14 protein-coding genes are annotated in these 22,765 nt (G+C 69.3%); 5 read left to right on the top strand and 9 right to left on the bottom strand.

Features of this window, described 5'->3' with window-relative positions:
• Nucleotides 1-230: 230 nt before the first annotated feature.
• The 7 genes from KF715_13555 to KF715_13585 form a co-directional block, all read right to left on the bottom strand.
• The gene (locus KF715_13555) at nt 231-5,522 is read right to left on the bottom strand and encodes a hypothetical protein (protein MBX3737718.1); all 5,292 of its coding nucleotides are present in this window, start codon (nt 5,520-5,522) and stop codon (nt 231-233) included.
• Between the two features lie 274 nt (nt 5,523-5,796).
• Nucleotides 5,797-6,717, bottom strand: a complete 921-nt coding sequence (locus tag KF715_13560) for a LysR family transcriptional regulator (protein MBX3737719.1) — start codon at nt 6,715-6,717, stop codon at nt 5,797-5,799.
• Between the two features lie 9 nt (nt 6,718-6,726).
• Complete coding sequence (locus tag KF715_13565) at nt 6,727-7,632, bottom strand: LysR family transcriptional regulator (protein MBX3737720.1); 906 nt, start codon at nt 7,630-7,632, stop codon at nt 6,727-6,729.
• Between the two features lie 218 nt (nt 7,633-7,850).
• On the bottom strand, nt 7,851-8,768 hold the full coding sequence (locus tag KF715_13570) for a LysR family transcriptional regulator (GenBank protein MBX3737721.1): 918 nt from the start codon (nt 8,766-8,768) through the stop codon (nt 7,851-7,853).
• 175 nt (nt 8,769-8,943) lie between these two features.
• Nucleotides 8,944-9,921, bottom strand: coding sequence for a D-2-hydroxyacid dehydrogenase (locus tag KF715_13575; protein ID MBX3737722.1), 978 nt, complete (start codon nt 9,919-9,921; stop codon nt 8,944-8,946).
• A gap of 151 nt (nt 9,922-10,072) precedes the next feature.
• Complete coding sequence (locus tag KF715_13580) at nt 10,073-10,312, bottom strand: hypothetical protein (protein ID MBX3737723.1); 240 nt, start codon at nt 10,310-10,312, stop codon at nt 10,073-10,075.
• A gap of 136 nt (nt 10,313-10,448) precedes the next feature.
• Nucleotides 10,449-12,479 (bottom strand): M13 family metallopeptidase, encoded by a 2,031-nt coding sequence (locus KF715_13585; protein ID MBX3737724.1) that lies wholly within the window; start codon nt 12,477-12,479, stop codon nt 10,449-10,451.
• 188 nt (nt 12,480-12,667) lie between these two features.
• Here KF715_13585 and KF715_13590 point away from each other — a divergent pair, with 188 nt between their 5' ends.
• Nucleotides 12,668-16,552 carry a response regulator gene (locus KF715_13590; GenBank protein ID MBX3737725.1) on the top strand — a complete coding sequence of 1,295 codons (3,885 nt, stop codon included), beginning with the start codon at nt 12,668-12,670 and terminating at the stop codon, nt 16,550-16,552.
• The gene (locus KF715_13595) at nt 16,549-17,472 is read left to right on the top strand and encodes a response regulator (GenBank protein ID MBX3737726.1); all 924 of its coding nucleotides are present in this window, start codon (nt 16,549-16,551) and stop codon (nt 17,470-17,472) included. Before KF715_13590 ends, KF715_13595 begins: the two co-directional genes overlap by 4 nt.
• Before the next feature lie 143 nt (nt 17,473-17,615).
• Here the strand turns inward: KF715_13595 and mgrA are convergent, their stop codons facing one another.
• Entirely contained in the window at nt 17,616-18,611 is a 996-nt protein-coding gene (gene mgrA / locus KF715_13600) for an L-glyceraldehyde 3-phosphate reductase (protein ID MBX3737727.1), read from the bottom strand.
• A 133-nt stretch (nt 18,612-18,744) separates the two neighbouring features.
• Here mgrA and KF715_13605 point away from each other — a divergent pair, with 133 nt between their 5' ends.
• The 3 genes from KF715_13605 to KF715_13615 all read left to right on the top strand — a co-directional run bounded on the left by KF715_13605 (nt 18,745) and on the right by KF715_13615 (nt 21,828).
• Nucleotides 18,745-19,284 carry a GNAT family N-acetyltransferase gene (locus KF715_13605; GenBank protein MBX3737728.1) on the top strand — a complete coding sequence of 180 codons (540 nt, stop codon included), beginning with the start codon at nt 18,745-18,747 and terminating at the stop codon, nt 19,282-19,284.
• Nucleotides 19,285-19,462: 178 nt separating this feature from the next.
• Nucleotides 19,463-19,924 carry a DoxX family protein gene (locus KF715_13610; GenBank protein ID MBX3737729.1) on the top strand — a complete coding sequence of 154 codons (462 nt, stop codon included), beginning with the start codon at nt 19,463-19,465 and terminating at the stop codon, nt 19,922-19,924.
• Between the two features lie 116 nt (nt 19,925-20,040).
• Nucleotides 20,041-21,828 carry a thioredoxin domain-containing protein gene (locus KF715_13615; GenBank protein MBX3737730.1) on the top strand — a complete coding sequence of 596 codons (1,788 nt, stop codon included), beginning with the start codon at nt 20,041-20,043 and terminating at the stop codon, nt 21,826-21,828.
• A 52-nt stretch (nt 21,829-21,880) separates the two neighbouring features.
• Here KF715_13615 and KF715_13620 read toward each other — a convergent pair whose 3' ends face one another.
• Nucleotides 21,881-22,741: a DUF4339 domain-containing protein gene (locus KF715_13620; GenBank protein MBX3737731.1), complete on the bottom strand. Its 861-nt coding sequence runs from the start codon at nt 22,739-22,741 to the stop codon at nt 21,881-21,883.
• Nucleotides 22,742-22,765 lie beyond the last annotated feature (24 nt).

Here is a 22,765-nt window from a genome sequence, read left to right on the forward strand (position 1 = left end):
CCGAAACGGTGCGTGGAGCGCAGGCGTCCGGCCGGTTTCCGAGGGAAACCGCCCGAGCCCGAACCGGGAAAGGGGGCGAGCGCAGAGTGCGTGGAGTCGTCCCCGATGCATTTGGTTAGGGCGGGCTAACTGATATACGGATTTCAGGGGCGCGAAGGGCCGCGGATTTGACGCTTCGGGCCCTCCCGAAGCGCCCGCGCCGGTGACGGCGCGGGCGCGGGGCGGTCAAATCACTGCGCGGCGGGAGCGGCGTCGAAGGCGAGGACGCCTTCGGCGGAGGCCGCGCGGCTGCCGCCCGCGGTGACGCGGACAACGAGCTGGCCGTCCACGACGGTGGTCGCGACGTCGTAGCCGGCACCGGGTGTGAGGTCGTTGACGACGACGTAGGTCGCGGCGTTCGGCACGCGGAACTCGATCGCGCCCGTGACCGGCAGGCCGGTGCGGCTGAAGAGCACGGCGGCATTCGTGCCGCCGGCGGAAGCGGCGATGTGCGCGCCCTCGACGTCGCCGGAGGTGACGTTGCCGGCGGAGGCGGCGAGCGCGGTGGCGTTGCCGGCGGTCGATTCGGAGCCGGCGGCATCGAACACGGTGACCCACGTGGTGTCGGTCGCGGGCGTGCCGGGACGGATTTCCATGCGGTGAACCTTGTTGCGGTTGAACATGTTCACCGGCGTGACGACGCGGCCGACGGGGAGCAGCGCGGTCATGCGGCCGCGATAGAGGTTGCCACCGTAGGCGGCGCGGCGATCGACGACGTTGAAGACCGTGGCGGCGGGCGTGTTCGAAACGAGTTCGGGGCCGTTGGCGATGGTCCACGACATCCAGTTATCGACGCTGGCGCTGGACATCTTGGTGCGGTCATAGACCACGAAGACCTGCGGGCGCACGTAGACGACGGAGCGCTCCCACTTCACGATGGGCTCGGGGTCCCAGTAGAGGTCTTCGAGCTTGGTGGCGCGCATCATCACGTGGCGGCCGCCCTCCTCGAACTTCGAGAGCGTGGTGTGCGCGGCCTCGGGGCCGACGCCGATTTCGCTGAAGAAGCCGACGAGTTCACCGCGGATGGTGCGGTGCGAGTAGAACGTGTTGAAGAGGCGGCGCGCCTGGCGATAGCCCTCGGGGACGGAGTCGCCGTAGAGCTCGGTGTAGAGCTGGTTGAACGGACGCTCGCCAGTCACAGGGTCGCGATCCTCGCCGTCGGTCGTGCCCGGCGTGTGGCGGAGCATTTCGCCCCAGGCGTTGACGACGAAGCGGACGTTACCGCGCTGGATGGTGAGGCCGCCTTGGTCGTAGAACATTTCCGACGAGTCGGGCGAACCGGTGTAGGGGCCGGCTTGGAAGGCGGCCAACACGGTGTCGGCGTTCCACGATTGGCGCATCGAGACTTGGCCGTCGCCGCCGGTGCGGTAGCTGAGGGCGGTGCGGTAATTTTGCGTGGGCGCGGCGGCGTCGAAGAACAGGAACTCGACCCACGCCTCGCCGCGGTCGCGGTTGGGGAGCGCGCGGAGGTCGAGGGCGTATTGCTGGGCGATGGGCGCGTCGGCGCCGTTGGCCATGCGGAGCAGGCCGGCGTATTGCGTGGCCCAGGCGGCGGAGGCCGGCGTGGGATTCGAACTCGAGTAGAGGAAGCCGCGATCCATGACCGAGGTGAGGTCGGGCCAGGTGAAGTGCGCCATCCAGCGGGCGTGGCCGTTCGGATAGGCGAAGGGCTGCTGCGGATGGTTGATCAGGTCGAGGCCCTTGGCGGTGCGGGCGGCGACGAGCGGGCGCACCATGTTGAGCGTCTCGTTCGGGCCATAGTTCCAGCCGTCGGTGGCGCTGCCGCCGGTGAGCCAGGCTTGGTGATACGGCACGACCATGCTGAAGTGCAGGCGATTGAGCCAATCGTTCCACATCGCGTCGGCCTTCGGGTTGTCGCCTTCGGTGGCGAGAGCTCCGAGGCCTTTGGCGGCGTAGTAGCCGGCAAAGTAGTTGCCGACGGGGAAGGTGCGGCTGAACCCGCTGACGTCATACCACTCCACCCAGCGGTTGATCTCGGAGAAGATCTGCGCGCGGTCGGAGTTGCTGAGGATCGGGTAAAGCCAGTCGTAGCCGAGCGCGAGCGCGGGCACGTAGGCGCGGATGCTCCAGCCGGAGTCGGTGGACTCGCGACCGTGGCGCACGGGGTCGGACATCTTCAGGACGATCTCGCGGGCCTTGGCGCCGTAGGCGGCGGCGCGCGTCGGGTCGATCTGCGCGGCGATCTGGAAGCCGAGCGAGAGGTCGGCCACCGGGCGGTAGTAGTCGAAGTATTGATAACCGCCGTTGATGGTGCCGCTGGCGGACGACTCGTCGGGCCAGCGCACGGGCATCGTGGCCCACTGGTCGCAGGCGTTGCGCAACGCGATCCACGCGGGATCGTTGGCGCGGGCGCGGGCGACAAGTTGCTCGACGAGAGTGGGCGTGAGCCACACGCGCGGGTGCGCGACGCTGCCGTTGCCGGGCGTGTAGAGGATGACGGTGGTCGTCATCGTGGTGGTGCCGACGCCGTTTTGTGTGCTCAGGGTGTAGACGGTGGTCTGCGTGGGCGTGACGCTGACGCTGTTGCCCGTGACGACGCCGGGGCTCGCACCGACATCAGCGGCGATGCTGATGGTGTCGGCGCCGGAGACGTTCCAGGAGAGCGTGGCGCTGGCGCCGGAGCCGGCCTCGAGATAGGCGGGCGACGCGCTGAACGAGGCGATCACGGGCGCGGTGGGACCGGTAACGACGACCGGGTAGGTGCGCGTGGTCTCGCCGTATTGGTTGCGCGCGGTGAGCGTGTAGATGGTGTCCTCGGTCGGCGTGACGTTGACGCTGTTGCCCGTGACAACGCCCGGGCTCGCGCCGACGTCGGCGGCGATGCTGACTTCGGTGGCACCGGTGACGACCCAGTTGAGCGTCGTGCTGCCGCCGAGCGGGATCGTGCTCGGATTGGCGGTGAACGAGTTGACGGTCGGCGGCGCGGGCTGCGTGACGTTCAGCGTGACGGTGCGCGTGGCCGGGCCGTATTGGTTCGACGCGGTGAGCGTGTAGGTGGTGGTCTGCGTCGGATTGACGGTGACGCTCGTGCCGGTGACGGTGCCGACACCGGGCGAGATCGAGAGCGTGTCGGCGGCGGTGACGGACCAGTTCAACGTGGCGGAATCGCCGAGGTTGATGGTGGACGGAGTGGCGAGGAAGGAGTCGATCACCGGCACCGGCGGCGGCGGGGCGGCGTTGACCGTAACCTGCGTGACGGAGCGCGTGACGGAGCCGCCCGCGCTGGTCGCGACCATCGTGTAGAGCGTCGAAGTGACGGGCGTGACGGTGATGTTGCCTTGTGCGCCGGTGACGGTGCCGGGGCTTTCGCCGCGCTCGGCGGTGATGACGAGCGTCGCGGCGCCGCGGACATCCCAGTAGAGTTTCGTGGATTGGCCGTAGTCGATGACGTTGGGCCAGGAGACGAAGGAGCCGATGACTGGCGGCAGATCGGAGACCGTCACGGTGACGGTGCGCGTGACCGAGCTGCCGTCGTTCGTGGCGGTGAGCGTGTAGACCGTGGTCTGCGTCGGGCTGACGCTGACGCTCTCGCCGGTGACGTTGCCGGGCGAGGTGCCGACGTCGGCGAGCACGGTGAGGTGCGTGGCGCCGGTGACGGACCAGGCGAGCGTGGCGCTCGTGCCGGGGCTGACGTTCGCGGGCGTGGCGATGAAGGAGTTGATCACGGGCGCGGGCGCCGTGACGGTGACGGCTACGCTGCGGATCGTGACGTCGCCGTTTTGGTTGGCGGCGGTGAGCGTGTAGGTCGTGTTCACCGTCGGGCTGACGACGACGGTGTTGCCCGTGACGTTGCCCGGGCTGGCGCCGGTGCTGGCGGTGATGGTGACGGAGGCGGCGCCGGTGACGTCCCACGCGAGCGTGGTCGACGCGCCGAGCGTGATGGAAGCCGGCGTGGCGGTGAAGGAGTTGATGGTCGGCGCGGGCTCGGGGAGGTTGACCGTGAGCGTGACCGAGCGCGTGACGCTGCCGCCGTCATTCTCGGCGGTGAGCGTGTAGGTGGTGGTCTGGCTCGGGGTGACGGTCGCGCTGTTGCCGGAGACCTCGCCGAGGCCCGGGGCGATGCTGACGCGCGTGGCGCCGTCGACGGACCAGGTCAGCTCTGCGCTCTCGCCCTGCGTGATCGTGGCGGGCGAGACTTGGAAGGCTTGGATGAAGGGCGGCGGGACGTTGACCGTGACCTGCGTCGTGGCGGACACGCTGCCGGATTCGTTGCTGACGGTGAGCGTGTAGCTCGTGGTGGCGACAGGTGAGACGGAGACGCTGTTGCCGCTGACCACGCCGAGGCCGGCGATGGAGACGACTTCGCCGTTTTCAACCGACCAACTGAGCGTGGTCGAGCCGCCGCGTTCGATGATCGCGGGCGTGGCGATGAAGGTGTGAATCACGGGCGCGGGCGCGCGCACGACGACCGAGACAGAGCGCGTGACGAAGCCAGTGCTGTTGGTGGCGGTGAGCGTGTAGGTCGTGTCGGCGAGCGGCGAGACGGTGACGCTGTTGCCCGTCACGTCGCCGAGACCGGAGATGTTGATGCGCTCGGCGCCGGTGGCGGACCAGGTGAGCGTGGTGGATTGGCCGCGGATGATCGTCGTGGGCGAGGCGGTGAATGACGAAATCTCGGGGAGCGGCAGCGGACGCGGCGTGACGGTGACGTCGACGGTGCGCGTGGTGGTGCCGTTCGCGTTGGTGGCGGCGAGCGTGTAGGTGCGGCTCGAGTCGGGCGTCACGGTGACGCTGTTGCCGGTGACGGCGCCGACGTCGGGCGAGAGGGCGAGCGAGGTGGCGCCGGACACCGCCCACGCCAGCGTCGTGGCATCACCCTGAGTCACGGACGCGGGCGTGGCGGTGAAGGAGGAAATGACCGGCTTCGCGCCGACCGTGCCGACGGGCAGCGTGAGCGTGCGCGTGGTGGAGCCGGCGGGATTGTAGGCCGTGAGCGTGTAGGTCGTGGTGGTGCGCGGGCGCACGGTCGTGCTCGTGGTGAAGAAGCGGCCGGGGTCGTTGCCGTTGTCGGCGGCGAGGTAATAATATGTGGCTCCGGGCGCGGTCCATTTGAGGCGCGCCGATTGACCGGGCGCGATGCTCTCCGGCGTGGCGGTGAACGACGTGATCGCGGGCGGCACGATCACGGTGATCTTGCGGCTCTTCGTGACGGCGCCGGCGGCGTTGCGCGCGGTGAGCACGTAGGTCGTGGTCGCTTCGGGTTTGACCGTGATCCAGGTGGTGCCGGTGACGTCGCCGATGCCGGGCGAGAGCGTGACGGTTTCGGCGTTGTTGCTGACGGACCAGTTGAGGTCGACGGATTCGCCGGCGTTGATGGTGCCGGAGCCGGACATGTTGAACGCCCAGATGGTGGGCGGTTTCGTGGTATCGACGGCGCGGGCGAACGGCAGCGCGACGATCAGCGCCGTCCAGCACAGGAGTGCGACGCGCGCGAGCGGGTTGAGCAGGCGGTTTGGTTTCATGTTGGTTCGTTTTGGGAAAGGAGCGAGCCGGTCGCGGTGCGGTGCAGCGCTGCGGTGTGCGGTCGAGGACACGTGGGCCGTAGCCTTCGGTCGCGCCCGGTTCGTGCAGGAGATTAGCAACAGCGCGTCGGCGTGGCTAATGCCGTGTCCTTTGACCCCCTATGCGCGGGGAGCATCGCAGCCGTTGCGCCGCGCCCGGCCGCGATTCGGCGCGAGTTTCCGCGGGTGGTCGCGCGAGGGAATCGCCCGCGTCGCCGCCGGGGTGCGATGCGGCTCAGGCGCGCTTCGTCGCCGCGGCGCGGCGGGCTTCCACTCCGATGGTCTCTGCGAGCAAGCGCGCGGAGACGGAGGATTTCGCGTGGGCGACGTGGAGCGGGAGCAGGATGCCAGGTGGCTTCAGCGGTATGCAGGCCAGTCCGGGGAAAAGCGTGCTGCGGATGCCGGCGCCGAAGGTGCCGGCGAGGCCGACTGCGCCGCGCTGGGCGCCCAGCAGGAGCGCTTCCTGGAACGTGGCCCCGGCGGAGAAAATCCGCGGGGTGAAATCCGCCGCGCGGCACGCCGCGATCAACGCGCGGTCGCGGCCGGGCGCGCTCTCGGGCGAGAGGCTGGCGATCTCCTGGCCGCGCAACTCCTCGAGCGCGAGCTGACGCTTCTTGGCCAGCGGATGATCGAGAGCCACGAGCACGGAGACGGGAAACTCGCAGGCCGTCTCGATGGTCACGCCGGGCGCGTTCGGCAGGTCGCCGGGGCCGAGGACGGCCACGTCGAGCGCGCCGTCGCGCAGCGCGACGATCATCTGCGCGTTGGTCAGCTCCTGCACGGCGTAGGTGACTTCCGGCTGGCGGCGCGTGCGTTTCTCCAGCGCGGGGGCGAGCACGCGGCTCCAGATCACCATCGTGCCGTAGTAGCCGACGCGCAGCACGGCGGGCTCCCGTGCCGCCTCGCCTTGGGCGAAGCTGAGCGCGGCCTCCATCTTCGCGAGCGCGGGCGCGCCGCGTTCGCGCAGGGCCTGGCCGGTGGCGGTGAGGCGGAGTCCGGCGGGATGGCGCACGAAGAGCGAGTGGCCGACTTCGCGTTCGAGTTCGCGGATTTGGCGGCTGAGCGCGGGTTGGGTGACGTTCAGCCGGCGCGCGGCGGCGGAAATGCTCAACGTCTCGGCGGCGGCGAGGAAGGTGCGGAGGTGTCGTAGTTCCACGCGAAAAATTCAGAGCCGCTCGATCACGCGGCGTGCCTCGGCGGCGATGAGTTCGGCGAGCGGCGCGGCGAGCGGCACCGTCTCGGCGTGCGCGACGTGCAATTCGAGGCGCACGCCGGGAGGCTTGAGCTTGATGAAGACGACGCCGGGGTGCGGCGCGGTCATCGCGAAGTTGCCGGCGATGCCGAGGGCCTGCCGCTGGATGCCCGCGGTGATCGCCTCGGGGATGTTGCGGCCGATGGGCAGGAGTTTCGGCACGAAGCCCGCCGCGCGGCACGCCTCGGCGAACGCCCGGTCGCGTCCCGGCGCGGACTCCTCGGTGAGCGTCACGATCTCCTCGTCGCGCAATTCCTCGAGCGCGAGCTGGCGCTTTTTCGCCAGGCGATGGTTGATCGGCGCGAGCACGGCGGCGGGGAAACCGCTGGCGACGCCGATCGTGACGCCGGGAATGCGCGGATACTCGCCCGGCCCGAGCAGGGCGACGTCGACCCGGCCCTCGCGCAAATCGCCGAGCAGTTCGCCGCAGCTGCGATCGGTCACGGCGTAGCTCAACCCCGGCACGCGGCGCGCGAGCTTGTCCATGGCGGGCGCGAGGATCTTGGCCCATGTGTCCATCGTCGCGTAGTAGCCGACGCGCAGCAGCGGCGGTCCGCTCTGCGCGTCGCCGCGGACGATGCGCAGCGTCTCCTCGAGCGCGGCGACGATCTTCGCGCCGCGGGTGCGCAGCTCCTCGCCGGCGGCCGTGAGGCGCAGTCCCTTGTAGTGCCGCACGAAGAGCGGCTGGCCGACGACGTGCTCGAGCTCGCGGATCTGGCGGCTGAGTGCGGGCTGCGTCACGTGCAGCTGGCGCGAGGCGGCGGAGATGCTGAGCGTCTCGGCGGCGGCGAGAAAGGTTCTGAGATGACGCAACTCCACGGCGCGACGAAGCGGGCGTTCAGCGGCGCGGCGCGCGGGCCGGGGACGGGAGAGGAGACGGAAGCAGCCGGACGGTCGGGGCGATCATGGGGGCGAAAGAGCCCCGAAAATATCAAACGGCCGCGACCCGCGCTAATACCATGTCGTTGGGGAGCCCATGCCGGAACGTTATTGCCCGCCGCACCGGGACGACTCCGCGCGCCGGCGTGGCGGACGGATTACTTCGCGCGGAACGTGTCGCGCGCGGCCTGTTGGGCGTGGCCGGCGAGGATGCGCACCAGATCGCGCGCCGCCGCCGACGCGCGCGCGGCGTGCGCCGTGTAGAGGGACACCGGCACGCCGGGCGGCTTCAAGGGCAGGAAGACCACGCCGGGGTGCGACACGGCGCGCACGAACGCGCTGAGGATCGCCACGCCGCGGCGCTTGCGGACCGCCACGCACAACTCGGGGAAAATCGAAGCGACGTGCGACACGCGGGGCGTGATGCCCTCCACGCGGCACGCCTCGAGGAAGGGCCGGTATTTGCCCGGCGCATCCTGATGCTTGAAGCCGATGATCTCCTCGTCGCGCAAATCGGCGAGCGACACCGAGCGGCGGCCCGCGAGTCGGTGGTCGGGCGCGACGACGGCGAGGGAGGGGATGGTGCACGCGATCTCGGTGACCACGCCGGGCAGGGCGCGGTAGTCGCCTTCGCCGAGGAGGGCCACGTCGAGTTGCCCGGCTTGCAAATCCGCCGCGAGGTGCACGGAGGATTCCTCGACCATGTTCAGCGTCACCGCCGGATGGAGGCGGCCGAACTCCTCGATCGCGGGGGCGAGGATGTTTTCCCATACGCTGATGCCGTAGTAGCCGAAGCGCACGACGGTGCCCTCCTTCGAGCCGGCGCCGCGGGCGTGCTGGAGCGCGGTGTCGGCCGCCTCGACGGCTTTCAGGCCGTAGTCGCGCAAGGTCATGCCGGTGGCCGTGAGGCGCAGTCCGGAGCGATGGCGCACGAACAGCGGGTGGCCGACCTGATGTTCCAGCAGGTGGATGTGCCGGCTCAACGCGGGTTGCGTCACGTGCAGACGCCGCGCGGCGGCGGAGATGTTCAAGGTCTCCGCGACCACGAGGAAGGTCTTGAGGTGGCGCAATTCCATCGGCGAAAAGGGAAGGCCCGCGGTGCGCTGGGCGGGCGCGAGGGGCACGCGCGGTCAAACGCCGTCGGGGCGTTTTTGACAAGCAAATCGTCGGGCGAAGGGGTCAGCGATCGCCTTCGTCTTTCGGCCACCCTGCGCGCCGCGGCGTCGGTGTGGGCCGTGCCGCGCCACCGCGTCAGACGATGCGATCGAGCAGCGGCAGGCCGCTGACGAAGCGCTGGAGGTTGCCCGTGAAATGCCGCACGAGGCTCTCGTCCTGCTCGCGGTGTCCGCCGGCGAGGTGCGGCGTGATGTGGCAGTTCGGCTCGGCCCAGAGCGCGTGGTCGGGCGGCAACGGCTCGGGATCGAGCGCGTCGAGGAACGCGCCGCGGAGCTGGCCGCTGCGGAGAGCGGATTGGAGCGCCACCTGGTCGACGGTGCAGCCGCGGCCGACATTGTAGAAATAGGCGCCGCGCCGGACCTGCGCGAAGAACACGGCGTCGCAGAAGCGCTGCGTGCCGGGCGCGTCGGGCAGGCAGTTCACGACGTGATCGGCGAGGCCGAGCACGGTGCCGACCTCGGCGTCGCGGACCATCTCGATGCCCTCGTCGCCGCGCGGCTGGCGGCGCACGCCGATGACGCGGCAGCGGAACGGCGTGAGGAGGTCGTGCAGGCGCTGGCCGATGGCGCCGTAGCCGAGGATGACGACGGTTTTGCCCTGCAACGTCTCGATGGAATAGCGGCCGTCGGTGTAGTTCCACTCGCGGGCGGCGTGCTTGTTGGCGATGTAGCGCGGGAGCTCGCGGGTGAAGGTCATCATCATCGCCAGCGCGTGCTCCGCGCAGGGATTGGCGAACACGCTCGAGGCGTTCGTCACGATCGTGCCGCGCGTGCGCATGGCGGAGCGGAAATCGTCGCGATCGTAGCGCGTGTAGCCGGCGGTGGAGAGCGCGACCCAGCGCAGTTTCGGTGCGCGCAGGATGTCGTCCGGCGCCGGCTGGCCATAGGCGATGTCGGCTTCGAGGAGCGTGGGGTCGGGCGCGCCGGGGGTGAGGACCGATCGGGAGGATTTTTCCGATTGGATGACGCGACAGCCCAGCCGGGCGAGGCTGTCGTAGAATAGTTCACGCGCACCAGGACGGAGCTCGTGGTTGGCCCAAACCGTGAGACTCATGAAAAACGGGGAGAGATAACGCGGAATTGCGGCGATGCGACGCACGCGCGGCAAGCGCGAAGCGTGGGTCTAGGTAATCCAGCCCACGCGGGGATTTTCGTCGCGGGTTTTGCGGAATTGGTCGCGCGTGCGGCGGCGGTGGCCGCGCCAGTCAATGATGACCGCCGCAGTCGCAGTGTCCGCAATCGTGACTCCCGGCGTCGTGCGACGAATGATGTCCGCCGGAATCGCCGTGGGAATGATGGTGGCTGTCGCTGCCGGTATCGGGTGGGAGCAGGATGTCCGTGTCGCCGGAGCTCGGAGGTTGCCCTGGGGCACGGCGGCCGGACCGGGCGCTCATGAGCGAGTAGACGAGGAGCAGCAGAACGATGGTGCCGATCAGAAGGACCATGGGGATGAGCGAAGAGAGGACGGTCCGCGCGCCTTGTCCAGCCTCGGCCGGCGAAACGGCGCCGGGAAAGAAAAAGCCCGCGACATCAGTCGCGGGCTTGAAACGGGTCGGGCGATGCGGGTCGGGCGTGGCGCGCTTACCAGATCTTGGTGCGCAGCTCGGGCTTCATCCACATCGGGTCGCCTTCCTTGATGCCGAAGGTGTCGTAGAACTCCTGCAAGTTCACGAGCGGACCGTAGGCGCGGAATTCGCCGGGCGAGTGCGGGTCGGCCTGGAGGTAGAACTTCATGCGCTCGTCGCGGGTCTTGGTCTTCCAGACCTGCGCCCACGAGAGGAAGAAGCGCTGCTCGGGCGTGAGGCCGTCGATGAGCTTGCGCTCCTTGCCGACGAGCGAGCGCTCGAGCGCCTCGTAGGCGATGGAGACGCCGGCGAGGTCGGCGATGTTTTCGCCGAGCGTGAGCTGGCCGTTGACCTTGAGGCCGGGGAGCGCCTCGTAGGCGCCGAACTGGTTCACGAGCTTGTCGGAGCGGGCCTTGAATTCCGTGGCGTCCTTCTCGGTCCACCAGTCCTTCAGGTTGCCGGAGGCGTCGTAGAGGCGGCCTTGGTCGTCGAAGCCGTGCGTGATTTCGTGGCCGATGACGGCGCAGATCGCGCCGAAGTTGACGGCGTCGTCCATCTCGGCGTCGAAATACGGCGGCTGCAAAATACCGGCGAGGAACACGAGCTGGTTGGCCGAGGGCTGGTTGTAGGCGTTGACCTGGTGCGGCGAGGCGAGGAACTCGTCGCGGTCGAACGGCTGGCCGAATTTAGCCAGCTGGCGCTTCACTTCAAAAAAGGAGGCGGCGCGGATGTTGCCGTAGAAGTCGTCGCGCGCGATCGAGAGACCGGAGTAGTCGCGCCACTTCGGCGGAGCGCCGACCATGATGCGATACGCGGCGAGTTTCTCGAGCGCCTTGGCCTTGGTGGCGTCGGTCATCCAGTCGAGCTTCTGGATGCGGTCGTGGAGGACATCCTTCATGATCGCGATCATGCCGTCGAGGCGGGCCTTCACGGCGGGCGGGAAATATTTCGCGACGTAGAGTTCGGAGATGGCGTAGCCGATCTGACCGTCCATGCGCTTGGCGACGCGCTGCCAGCGCGGCTCCGGTTGCGGCGTGCCGTTGAGCGTCTGGCCGAAGAAGCGGAAGCTCTCGTCCTCGAAGGCCGACGACAGGAACGGCGCGGAATCCTTCAGCGCGTGGTAGCGGAGGTAGACCTTCCACTCGGCGAGGCGCGGCTCGAGCAGCGTGCCGAGCGTGGCGAAGAACTTCGGCTGCATGACGACGATCTCCTGCTCGCTGGCGGGGATCATCGCGAGCGACAGGTAGCGCTCGAGCGGGAAGCCCGGCATGGCGGCGTCGGCTTCGGCGCGGGTCATCTTGTTGTAGTTCGCGAGCGGGTTGCGCAGCTCGGTCTGGGATTTGGAGACCTCGGCGAGGGTTTTCTCGAGCGCGAAGACGGTGGCGGCGTCGGCCTTGGCGGATTCGGGCGTGGCGCCGGCGAGTTCGAACATCTTCGCCATGTGCACGACGAATTCGTCGCGGAACTTCGCATACTTCTCGTCGAAGTAGTAGTCGCGCGTCGGCAGGCTGAGACCGCCTTGGGCGAGGTAGAAGCAGATCTTCGAGTTGTCCTTGAAGTCGGCGTAGATCGCGGTGCCGAAGAGCGGCCCGCCGATGTGGTTCTGCGCGTCGGCGACGGCGACGATGAGGTCGTCGACCGTCTTGATCGCGGCGATCTGGTCGAGCGTGGGCTGGAGGGGTTTGAGGCCGGCGGCGTTGATCGCCTCGGTGTTCATCGCCGAGGCGTAGAAGTCGCCGACCTTTTGTTGGATGGAGCCGGGTGCGCCGGATTTGGCGGCGGCGTCCTCGAGGATGCTGCGGACGCGGGCCCAGTTGTTTTCGCCGAGCATGTCGCCGGAGCCCCAGCGGGCCTTGTCGGCGGGGATGGCGGTGCGGGTGCCCCAACCGCCCCAGGCGTATTTGGCGAAGTCGACGCCGGGCGACACGGAGCGGTCCATGTGCTCGACGGAGAATTTGAGGTCGGCGGCTGGCACGACGGCGGCGGACGCGGCGGAGGCGCCCAGCGTCGCGACCAGAGCGGCGAGGAGGAGGCGGGGTGTGTTCATCGAGCGGCGACGTTGGCGGTCCGCCGGACGACCGGCAATGCCGCACTGACCAGCGGGGGAAGGCGTGCGACGAACGCGTCTTTTCGCGGGGCGGGCGGTGGGGAGGGGACCAGCTACGCAACTCTGCGTAGGCTGCGCCGGCACGCTCCGGTTGACCCGGCTGCTGCGCTTCCCTTGAGTGGAGGCCGATGGCGTTGCCCCCGTTTTTTTCCCGCCTCCTCGCGATGGTCGGGTTCGTCGCCCTGTCTGCGGTCGCGGTCGCTGCGCCGCAGCCGGAGGAAGGATTGCCGCTGCTCCGCATCTACACGCGGACCGAATATCGGGCGCAGTCGGATTTCTGGTCGGGCTTTGCCCACGCGCGCAATGGCCGCGTCTATTTCGGGAATCACCTCGGATTGCTGGAATTCGATGGGCGCTTCTGGCGGGCGCTCGTCTCGACGTTGGGCTATTGCCGGGCGATCGCCGAGGGACCGGCGGGCGAGATTTTCGCCGCCGACGACGATGCGCTGGGTTTCTTCCCGACACCGGACACGGGCGAGCCGCAGTGGACTTCGCTGACCGAGAAGGTGCCCGCGACGGTCCGCCCGCTGGGTCGGATTCGCAACATCGTCCGCTGGCGCGGTGCGATGTGGTTCGCGGCCGAGAGTGCGGTCTTGCGGTGGAACGGCGAAAAAATCGACGTCTGGCCGGCCGCCGCTCCCGGGGCGGCGCGACTCTTCGCCGTCGGCGATCGATTGCTCCTGCAGCGCGTCGGCGAGGGCTTGGCAGAGTTCACCGGCCGCGCGTTCCAACCGCTCGCGCGCGATCCGCTGGTGGCGCGCGGCGAGATCATCCACGTCGCCCCGCGCGGGAAGGATTTGCTCCTCGTATCGGCCGGCGACGGGCTGCTGCGGCTCTCGGCGCAGGGTGCGCTGACGCCGTGGCTCGCCGAGCTGCCCGAGGACGTGCGCGGCGCCGCGTTCACGGCGGCGATCACGCTGCGCGATGGAGCGCTGGCGTGCGCGACGCAGGCCGGAGTGCTCGCGATCTTCGCCGCCGATGGCGGATTGCTGGCGCTGCACACCCGCGAGAGCGGTCTCCCGCATGCAGATATCCTCTCGTTGACCGAGGACCCTGCCGGCCAGCTCTGGATCGGCACCACGAATGGACCGACCAAACTCGACTGGCGCGCGCGCGCGACGTGTTTCGACAGCCGCAGCGGCCTCGGCAGCACGCGGATTCGCGCGATCGCGCGCCACGACGGGACGTTTTATCTGCTCAACGGCGACGGCCTGCAACGCCTCGTGCCCGGCGCGCCGGGGCGGCCCGCGCACTTTGAAGTCGATCCGCGCGGCGCGACCATCGATCGGCCCACGTTGTTGCTCAGCCACGCGGAAGGCCTGCTCGTCGTCGCGCGCAATGGCCTGCATCTGCTCGGGGCGGACGGTGCACGGCAGCTGGCGGCTCCCGAGGGCGGCGCAGTGACGGTCGTCGCGGCCACGCACGATCCGGCGCGGCTCTTCATCGGCACGGCGCACGGCATCCTCACCGGCCGTTTGCGCGGCGGCGTGTGGCAGGCCGAAGGTCCGCTCGAGGGCTTCGACGCCGAACTCGCCGACCTCGTCTACGATGCCGACGGCACGCTGTGGGCGAGCACGATCAGCAAGGGCGTCTACCGCCTCCGCGCCCACGAGGGACAATGGCTCCGGCCCGACATCCGCCAATTCACGGCGCAGGACGGACTGCCCGCGAACCACGGCGCGATCTACGCCTGGCACAGCTCGCTCGGGGCGCACTTCGACACTGCGCAAGGCATGTATCGCTACGACGCGACGCACGAGCGGATGGAGTTCGACCGCGCCCTCGTGGCGTTCGACGCGCGCAAGCTCGTGCTCAATCCCCTCGCGGCCGGCGGCGGCGGCGAGATTTGGACCAACGGCATCCTCACGACGCGCGACATTCCGTATCCGCTCGCGCGCCTCCGCGCCCGGCGCGATGGCGGCTTCGACCTGCAGCGCGCGCCAGTGAGTGTGCATGGATTTTTCGCGCCCGGCGGCGCCTACCGGATTTTCGCCGAACCGGAAACCGGCATCGTCTGGGCCGCCGGCGAGCGCGGCTTGTTGCGCGTCGAGACCGCCGCCTACGAGACCGCGCGCGCCTTGCCGGCGCCGCAATTCACGGCCTTCACCGCTGAGGGCGCGACGAAGATCGTGCCGCTCGACGGGACGCCGCGCAAAGCCCCGCTTCTGCTCAACTTCTCGCGCGAGCAACTGACCGTCGCCTACGCCTCGCGCACGTTCGCCGATCCCGCACTCGAGCGTTTCCAGGTGCGCCTGCTCGGCTTCAACCCCGAATGGTCTGCGCCGACGGAGAAGACGGAAACAGTCTACACCAACCTCGAGGGCGGCCCCTTCACTTTCCAGGTCCGCACGGTCGCGCCGGATGGCACGGTGAGCCCGCCCGTCGAGCTCACGCTGGTCGTGCTGCCGCCATGGGAGCGCACGCGGCTCGCCTACGCGCTCTACGCCGTCGCGCTCGTCGCCGGCATCGCCGCCTTCATCCGCTGGCGCCTCGCTGCGTCGCGGCGCGAGCAGGCGCGGCTCGAGCGCATCGTGCAGCAGCGCACGCGCGAACTCGCCGCGGCGCGCGACGAGGCCGAGGCCGCCAGCCGCGCGAAGAGCACCTTCCTCGCGCACATGAGTCACGAGCTGCGCACGCCCCTCAACGGCATCATCGGCTACGCTCAGGTGTTGCTCAAGGACGCCGCCATCGCCGGGCGCCAGCGCGAACGCGTGAACATCGTCCACGCGAGCGGCCTGCACCTGCTGCGCATGATCAACGAGGTGCTCGATTTCTCGAAGATCGAGGCGGGCAAGATCGAGCGGCACGACGCGCCGTTCCACTTCGGCCAGCTCTTGCGCGAGCTCGCCGTCGCGCACGAAGCCGCCGCGCACGCGCGCGGCCTGACCTTCGCGCTCGAGACGCCGTCCGACCTGCCGAGCCACGTGAGCGGCGATGCGCAGAAGCTCCGCCAGATCCTCGACAATCTGCTCTCCAACGCCGTGAAGTTCACGCCGCAGGGCCGCGTCACATTGCGGGTCGAGCGCCTCGAATCTTGTAGGGCGGGGTCTCCCGACCCCGCCGCAGCGCGCGCCGCCGTCGGAACGGCGGGGTCGGGAGACCCCGCCCTACATGCGCCGAGCTGGCGGTTCACTGTCGTCGACACCGGTGTCGGCCTCGGCCCGGAGGATCGCGCGCGGCTGTTTCAACCGTTCGAGCAGGCGCGCAGCGGACGTCCGGCGGAGCCCGGCACCGGCCTCGGCCTCGCCATCACGCTGCGCCTTGTGCAACTGCTCGGCGGCGAACTCCAACTTGAGAGCGAGCCCGGTCGCGGCAGCCAGTTTTCCTTTGTCCTCGCATTGCCCGCCGTCGCGACCCCCGAGACGGCCGCGCGTCCGGCGCAGCCCTTGACCGGTTACGCGGGACCGCGCCGCCGCATCCTCGTGGTCGACGACAACGCGGTGAACCGCTCGCTCCTCTCCGACCTGCTCACGCCGCTCGGCTTCGTCGTCGCGGAATACGCCAGCGCCGAGGAAATGCTCGCGGCCGGACCGGGCGAGCTGCGCGGCGATCTGGCGTTCCTCGACGTGAAACTGCCGGGCATCGACGGCCTCGAACTCGCGCGTCGGCTGCGCACGCGGGGCGACTCGCGCGCGATGCCGATCGTGTTCACCTCGGCGTCGGTGCTCACTTTCGATCGCGCTGCCGCGGAGGCGATCGGTTGTCCGGATTTTCTGCCCAAGCCGTTCGCCGAGCCGCAGCTGAACGAGCTCCTGCTGCGCCTGCTGAAACTCGAGTGGCAACACGGCGCTGCACCCGTGCGCGAGTCGCCGTCCGCGGCGGCGTTGCCACGCGCACTGCTCGAGCAGCTGCTCGCGCTCGCCGACAGCGGCGACATCGCCGCGTTGCGCGCCGCACTGGCCGAGGCGCGGCGCACCCACGCGCACGATGTGACGCTCGGGCAGGTTGAAACGGCGGCGGCGTCCTACCAGCTTGAGCAGGTCCGCTCGCTGCTCCGCACCGCGCTCGCATGAAAAGCCCCACCGTCCTCGTCGTCGACGATACGCCCGCCAATGTCGGCGTCGTGCTCGAATCCCTTGGCAGCGCCGGTCTGCGCGTGCTCATGGCCGAGAGCGGCGAGCGCGCGCTCGAATTGCTCGGACGGCAGGCGATCGATCTCGTGCTGCTCGACGTGATCATGCCCGGCCGCGATGGTTTCGCGACGTTCGCCGAGATCCGGCGCCATGCGGAGTGGGCCGACATCCCGGTGCTGTTCATGACGGCGGTCGACGAGCCGGCGCAGAAAGTCCGCGCGCTCGATGCCGGCGCGGTCGACTACATTTCGAAACCGGTCCATCCGCCCGAGGTGCTCGCGCGCGTGCGCACGCATCTCGAGCTCCGCGCCGCGCGGCGCGAGCTCGAACGGCAGAACGCGAAGCTCGAAGCGGAAATGGCCGTGCGTCTCGACGCGGAGGCGCAGCTCGCGCACTCGCTCGACCGTGCGGTGTTGATCGCGGACGCCGACGGCCGCGTGGTATTCCAAACGCTCGCGGCGACGCACCTCCTGCACAAACACCTGCCGCAACCGCCGGCCGGGCGCTTGCCGGCGGAGTTGCGCGCGAGCGACCGCATCGTCGGGCCCGCGGGCACGCTGCTCGTGCAGCGTTTCAGCGGCGGCCACGGCGGCGAGCCGCTGCAGGTCGTGCATCTCGCGGAGGAATTCGCGCCGCCCGGTCCGGCGGCGCTCGTCGCGCTCGGGCTCACGCCGCGGCAAGCGGAGGTGCTTTACTGGATCGCGCAGGGCAAGACGAACGGCGAGACCGCCGTCATCCTCGGCACGAGTCCGCGCACGGTGGACAAGCACGTCGAGCAGCTGCTCGAGCGTCTCGGCGTGGAGAACCGCCTCGCCGCCGCCGCGCGTGCGAACGACGTGCTGCGCCCGACGGCGCGATAGGTTGGTGTAACGCGGTGCTTTAACCGCAAATCCGCACTGCGAGAGAGAGGCGGGAGCTTCCCGCTCCCGAGTCGAAACACCTCGAACAACGAGAGCTGGAAGCTCCCGCTACTCTGGCTCCACGCCTCGCACCATCGCATCGTTTACCCGAGAATCGCTTCGATCTTCGCCAGTTCCTCGGCGCCCAGCGGCGGCTGGGCGAGCGCGCCGTGGAGGTCGTCGAGTTGCGAGACTTTGCTGGCGCCGATCAGCACGGTGGTGATTTCCGGGCGGCGGAAGAGCCACAGCACGGCGAGTTGCGCGAGTGTGGCGCCGCGGGCGGTGGCGACGTCGTTCAGCGCGCGGATTTTCGCGAGCACTTCCGGCGTGATGCGCTCGGTGGGCAGGAACGGCGACACGCCGCGGCCGGCGCGCGAGTCGGCGGGAATGCCGTGGAGGTAGCGGTTCGTGAGCAGGCCTTGCGCGAGCGGCGAGAACGGGATGCAGCCCGCGCCGACGTCGTTGAGCGCAGGCAACAGCTCCGGCTCCACCCAGCGGTTGAACATGTTGTAGACCGGTTGGTGGATGAGCAGCGGGACGCCGAGGGATTTCAGAATTGCGGCGGCTTCGCGCGTGCGCTTCGCGTCGTAGTTGGAAATGCCAGCGTAGAGCGCGCGGCCGCTGCGCACGGCGTCGGCGAGCGCGGTCATCGTTTCCTCGAGCGGCGTGTCGTAGTCGGGCCGGTGCGAGTAGAAGATGTCGACGTAGGCGAGGCCCATGCGGCGGAGGCTCTGGTCGAGCGAGGCGAGGAGGTATTTGCGCGAGCCCCATTCGCCGTAGGGGCCGGGCCACATGAGGTAGCCGGCCTTGGTGGAGACGATCAGCTCGTCGCGGTGCGCGGCGAAGTCCTCGCGGAGCAACTTGCCGAAATTCTCCTCCGCGCTGCCGGGCGGCGGGCCGTAGTTGTTGGCGAGGTCGAAATGCGTGCAGCCGAGGTCGAAGGCGCGGCGCAGGAGCGCGCGCTGGTTCTCGAGCGCGTCGACGTGGCCGAAGTTGTGCCAGAGGCCGAGCGAGAGGCGCGGAAGCTTCAGGCCGGAGCGGCCGCAACGCGCGTAGCGGCCGGCTTCGTAGCGATTCGGGGCAGGGGTGTAGGACGACATCGGGGCGAAACGTGCGCGAACCCGGCGCGCGGCTCAACGGGATTTCGCCAGATGACGCTTGGATGGCGCGAGCCGGCGCGGACCGCGCGGAGAATCGACTCGCGCGGGCGCGACGGGATTTCAGATTCGCCGCATGGAACCGTTGCCGCCTGCGTTCACCCTGCGCCAATGGCGTGACGACGATCTCGATGCGTTCGCCGAGATGAACGCGGATCCGGAAGTGATGCGGCACATGCCGGCCGTGCTGACGCGCGACGAGGCCGCGGCGACGCTGGCGCGCGTGCGCGACGGCATCGCGGAACGCGGCTGGGGTTTGTGGGCGGTGGAAGTCGGCGGCGAACTGGCCGGTTGGACCGGACTGAATCCGCCGCCGTGGACGGCGCACTTCACGCCGTGCGTGGAGGTCGGCTGGCGGCTGCGGCGCAAATTCTGGGGGCGCGGCCTCGCGACCGCGGCGGCGCGCGAGGCGGTGCGCTACGGCTTCGAAACGCTGCAGCTCGACGAGATCGTGTCGTTCACGGTGCTCGCGAACGAGCGGTCGTGGCGCGTGATGGAGCGACTGGGTTTCGCGCGCGATTTGGCGGGGGACTTCGATCATCCGCGTCTGCCCGAGGGGCATCCATTGCGGCGGCACATCCTCTATCGGAAGAAAAATCCGGCGCGACGGACATAGCGTGCGGCGTCCGCGGATGAACCACGCAGCCTGGTAGCGGAATTCGTGGGAGTTTCGCGAGGAGCGCGGGAGAAGGCGGAATTCCTGCGAATTCCGCGACGGAACGGCGACGAAGGGTAAGGCGGGGCACGGGGGATTTTTTCGGGAATAACCCGGCGCGGTCCGGCTCCCATGAGCCATGAATCCGCGCACGCTCCTCGACACCTTCGACCGCTCCGCCTCGCACCTGCAGGCCCCGTTGCTGTTTTTGCTCCGCGTCTACTGGGGCGTGTCGTTCGCGCAGACCGGCTGGGGCAAGCTGATGCATCTGGAGCGCACGACGGAGTTCTTTGCCTCGCTCGGGTTGCCCGCGGCGAAGCTCAACGCGATCGCCGCCGGTTCGACGGAGATGCTCGGCGGCGCGTTGCTGGCGCTGGGATTGTTCGCCCGCCCGGCGGCGGTGCCGCTCACGTTCACGATGATCGTGGCGTATCTCACGGCCGATCGCGAGGCGGTGCAGGCGATCTTCAGCGATCCAGACATGTTCACCGGCGCGGCGCCGTTTCTGTTTCTGGTGGTTTCGCTGCTCGTGCTCGCGTTCGGGCCGGGCAAGTGGTCGCTCGATCACTGGCGCCGCGTGCGCCAGCCGGCGGCAAAATAGCTTCATCGCGTCCGCCTGTCTGGCGGCGGCGTAGATTGGACGGCGAGGTGCGTTCAGAACCGGTCACACTGCCTGGAGGACTCGGTTGGGAGAGCGCGCCTCGCCGTTTACTTTTCATGAAGTCGATGCGCAGTTGTTCGTTGTTCCTCGTCCTGCTGGCCGCCGCGTTCGCCGGCGAATCGCCGTCGCCGTCGCCGCTGCCGTGGCGCGCGTGGTCGCCGGAGGTTTTCGCCGAAGCGCGGCGAACGAACAAACCCGTGCTGCTCGATCTCGAGGCGGTGTGGTGCCACTGGTGCCATGTGATGGACGCGACGACCTATCGCGATCCGGCGGTCGTGGAGCTGTTGCGCGAGCGTTTCCTGCTCGTGCGGGTCGATCAGGAGTCGCGTCCCGATCTCGCCAACCGCTACGAAGATTACGGCTGGCCGGCGACGGTGATCTTCGCGCCGGACGGCGCGGAGCGCGTGAAGAAGCAGGGCTACATCGCGCCGCGGGCGATGGAGGAGCTGCTCCGCGACGTGCTGGCCGATCCGACGCCGCCGAAGGCGCGGCCGAGTGCGGTTGCCGCGGAGCCGGCCGGTGCGCCGACGCTCGAGGCGGCGCGACGCGCGGAGCTGGTGCAGCAATGGCGCGATGGCTACGACGAGCGCGCGGGCGGCTGGGGGTTTTCGCACAAGCTGCTGGACTGGGACACGGTCGAGTTCGCGTTGCGCGCGGCGCGGCAGGGCGATGCCGAGGCGGGACGCCGTGCACGGGCGACGCTGGATTTGCAGCGCCAGCTGCTCGATCCGGTGTGGGGCGGGGTTTACCAGTATTCGGTCGGCGGCGATTGGCATGAGCCGCACTTCGAGAAGCTCGTGCAGATGCAGGCGGAGAACCTGCGGCTCTACGCGCTCGCCTACGCGCGCGACGGCGAGCCGGCGGATCGCGCCATGGGCGAGGCCATCCTGCGCTACTTGCGGACATTCCTGCGCGGACCGGAGGGCGCGTTCTACGTGTCGCAGGACGCGGACCTCGTGCCCGGCGAACACAGCGCGGACTACTTTGCGTTGGACGATGCGGCGCGCCGGGCGCGCGGTGTGCCGCGCGTGGATCGCCATCTCTATGCGCGGGAAAACGGCTGGGTCATCGCCGCTCTCGCGCAATGGTCCGCGGTGACCGGCGACGCGACGGCGCGCACGGATGCGGAGCGGGCGGCGCGCTGGCTGGTCGAGCATCGCGCCTTGCCGGCGGGCGGGTTTCGCCACGACGAGCGGGACAGCGCCGGACCTTACCTCGGCGACACGTTGGCGGCGGGGCGGGCGTTTCTCGCGCTGCACCAGCTCACGCAGGAACCCGAGTGGCTCGCTCACGCCGAGGCGGCGGCGATGTTCATTGCCCGGAATTTCGCACGCCCGGGCGCGCCGGGGTTGGTTTCTAGTGCGGGAGATGGCGCCGGTCCGATCGCGCCGCAGCCGCAGTTCGACGAGAACGTGGGCGTGGCGCGTTTCGGGGCCGCGTTGGCGCGGGCGACGGGACGGCGGGATTATCTGGATTTGGCGGAGTGCGCGTTGCGTTGGCTCAACGCGCCGGAGGTGACACGAGAGCGCTTTTTCTATGTGGGCGGCCTGCTGCTGGCGGAGGAGGAAGTGCGCACCGAGCCGGCGCACGTCACGATCGTGGGGCGGCGCGACGATCCGGTGGCGCGCGGGCTTTTTGCGTTGGCGCTGCGGATGCCCGAGACGCACAAGCTCGTCGAGTGGTGGGACCCGGCGGCCGGGCCGGCTCCGCGCGGCGAAGAGATTTTCCCGGCGCTCGATCGGGCCGCGGCGTTTCTGTGCGCAGGAGGGGCATGCTCGTCGCCGCTCGAGACGCCCGATGCATTGCAACGGCGCCTGGCGAAGCTCGGGCTCGCGCCGAAATGAAAACGGCGCCCGCGGAAGGGCGCCGTCGAAAGCGGGGGCGGCTTCGCCGTGCTTATTGGCGCGGGCCGACGAGCTGTTCGTAGGCGGCCGCGAGGGCTGCGTAGAAGAACGGCGCAGTGAGCACGACGCCGATGAGCAGGACGACGGTGCCGAGCGAGGAGGCGATCGCGGCGACGAGCACGAGGAAGAAGAACGCGAACCAGTTCGCCGAAATGATGCGGCGGCTGACTTCCATGGCGGGCCAGAAGTCGAGCTTGTGGTCCAGGATCAGCAGGTAGGTGAACTTGTAGGCGATATAGAGATAGAGGCCGGGCAGGATCAGGCAGACGAGGCCGACCAGCGTCAGCACGATGCTGACGAGGCTGCCGAGGAGCAGCGCACCGGTCATCGTGTTGAAGCCGATGAAGCAATCGCCGAACTCGGGGCGCTCGCCGCGGAGTTTGCGCACGAAGTAATACTCGAGGCCGCCGACGAGCGGGCCGTAGAGGAGCAGGCCGGCGAGCGGGATGAAGTTCACCGCGGCGATGACGATCGTCATCACCAGCGTCACGCCGACGAAGGTCCAGTAATCGGTCTTGAGCAGGTCGAGGCCGCGACTGAGGGCGGCGCCGAAGTCGAGTTTCGCGCCGCGCGCGAGGATGGTGTCGGCGTAGGCCTTGGGGTCGGGATTCAGCGCGGGAGTGGCGGGCTTGGGCGTCTGGCCCCAGGCGTCGCGCTGGGGCGGCGGCGGAGGCGGCGGGGCGCCGAAGGCGTCGGCGAATTCCGGCAGCGAGCCGAGTGTGCTCCACGCGGCTTCGCCGTCGCGGCGGCACTGCGTTTGGGCATTTGCGCGTCCGCTGGCGATCCACTCGCGCAGCTTGTCGGCCGAAACCGGCCCGTATTCCTTACCGTCGGCGCCAATGATGGTGAACATGGTGGGCGGAGGCTAGAGGGCCCG

The organism is Candidatus Didemnitutus sp., from assembly GCA_019634575.1.
Taxonomy (GTDB): domain Bacteria; phylum Verrucomicrobiota; class Verrucomicrobiia; order Opitutales; family Opitutaceae; genus Didemnitutus.

What these genes read in the sequence shown, in the direction of transcription:
- KF715_13555 (MBX3737718.1), bottom strand. Translation starts at nt 5,522, where the DNA reads ATGAAACCAAACCGCCTGCTCAACCCGCTCGCGCGCGTCGCACTCCTG.
- KF715_13570 (MBX3737721.1), bottom strand. Translation starts at nt 8,768, where the DNA reads ATGGAATTGCGCCACCTCAAGACCTTCCTCGTGGTCGCGGAGACCTTG.
- KF715_13575 (MBX3737722.1), bottom strand. Translation starts at nt 9,921, where the DNA reads ATGAGTCTCACGGTTTGGGCCAACCACGAGCTCCGTCCTGGTGCGCGT.
- KF715_13580 (MBX3737723.1), bottom strand. Translation starts at nt 10,312, where the DNA reads ATGGTCCTTCTGATCGGCACCATCGTTCTGCTGCTCCTCGTCTACTCG.
- KF715_13585 (MBX3737724.1), bottom strand. Translation starts at nt 12,479, where the DNA reads ATGAACACACCCCGCCTCCTCCTCGCCGCTCTGGTCGCGACGCTGGGC.
- KF715_13590 (MBX3737725.1), top strand. Translation starts at nt 12,668, where the DNA reads ATGGCGTTGCCCCCGTTTTTTTCCCGCCTCCTCGCGATGGTCGGGTTC.
- KF715_13595 (MBX3737726.1), top strand. Translation starts at nt 16,549, where the DNA reads ATGAAAAGCCCCACCGTCCTCGTCGTCGACGATACGCCCGCCAATGTC.
- mgrA (MBX3737727.1), bottom strand. Translation starts at nt 18,611, where the DNA reads ATGTCGTCCTACACCCCTGCCCCGAATCGCTACGAAGCCGGCCGCTAC.
- KF715_13605 (MBX3737728.1), top strand. Translation starts at nt 18,745, where the DNA reads ATGGAACCGTTGCCGCCTGCGTTCACCCTGCGCCAATGGCGTGACGAC.
- KF715_13610 (MBX3737729.1), top strand. Translation starts at nt 19,463, where the DNA reads ATGAATCCGCGCACGCTCCTCGACACCTTCGACCGCTCCGCCTCGCAC.
- KF715_13615 (MBX3737730.1), top strand. Translation starts at nt 20,041, where the DNA reads ATGAAGTCGATGCGCAGTTGTTCGTTGTTCCTCGTCCTGCTGGCCGCC.
- KF715_13620 (MBX3737731.1), bottom strand. Translation starts at nt 22,741, where the DNA reads ATGTTCACCATCATTGGCGCCGACGGTAAGGAATACGGGCCGGTTTCG.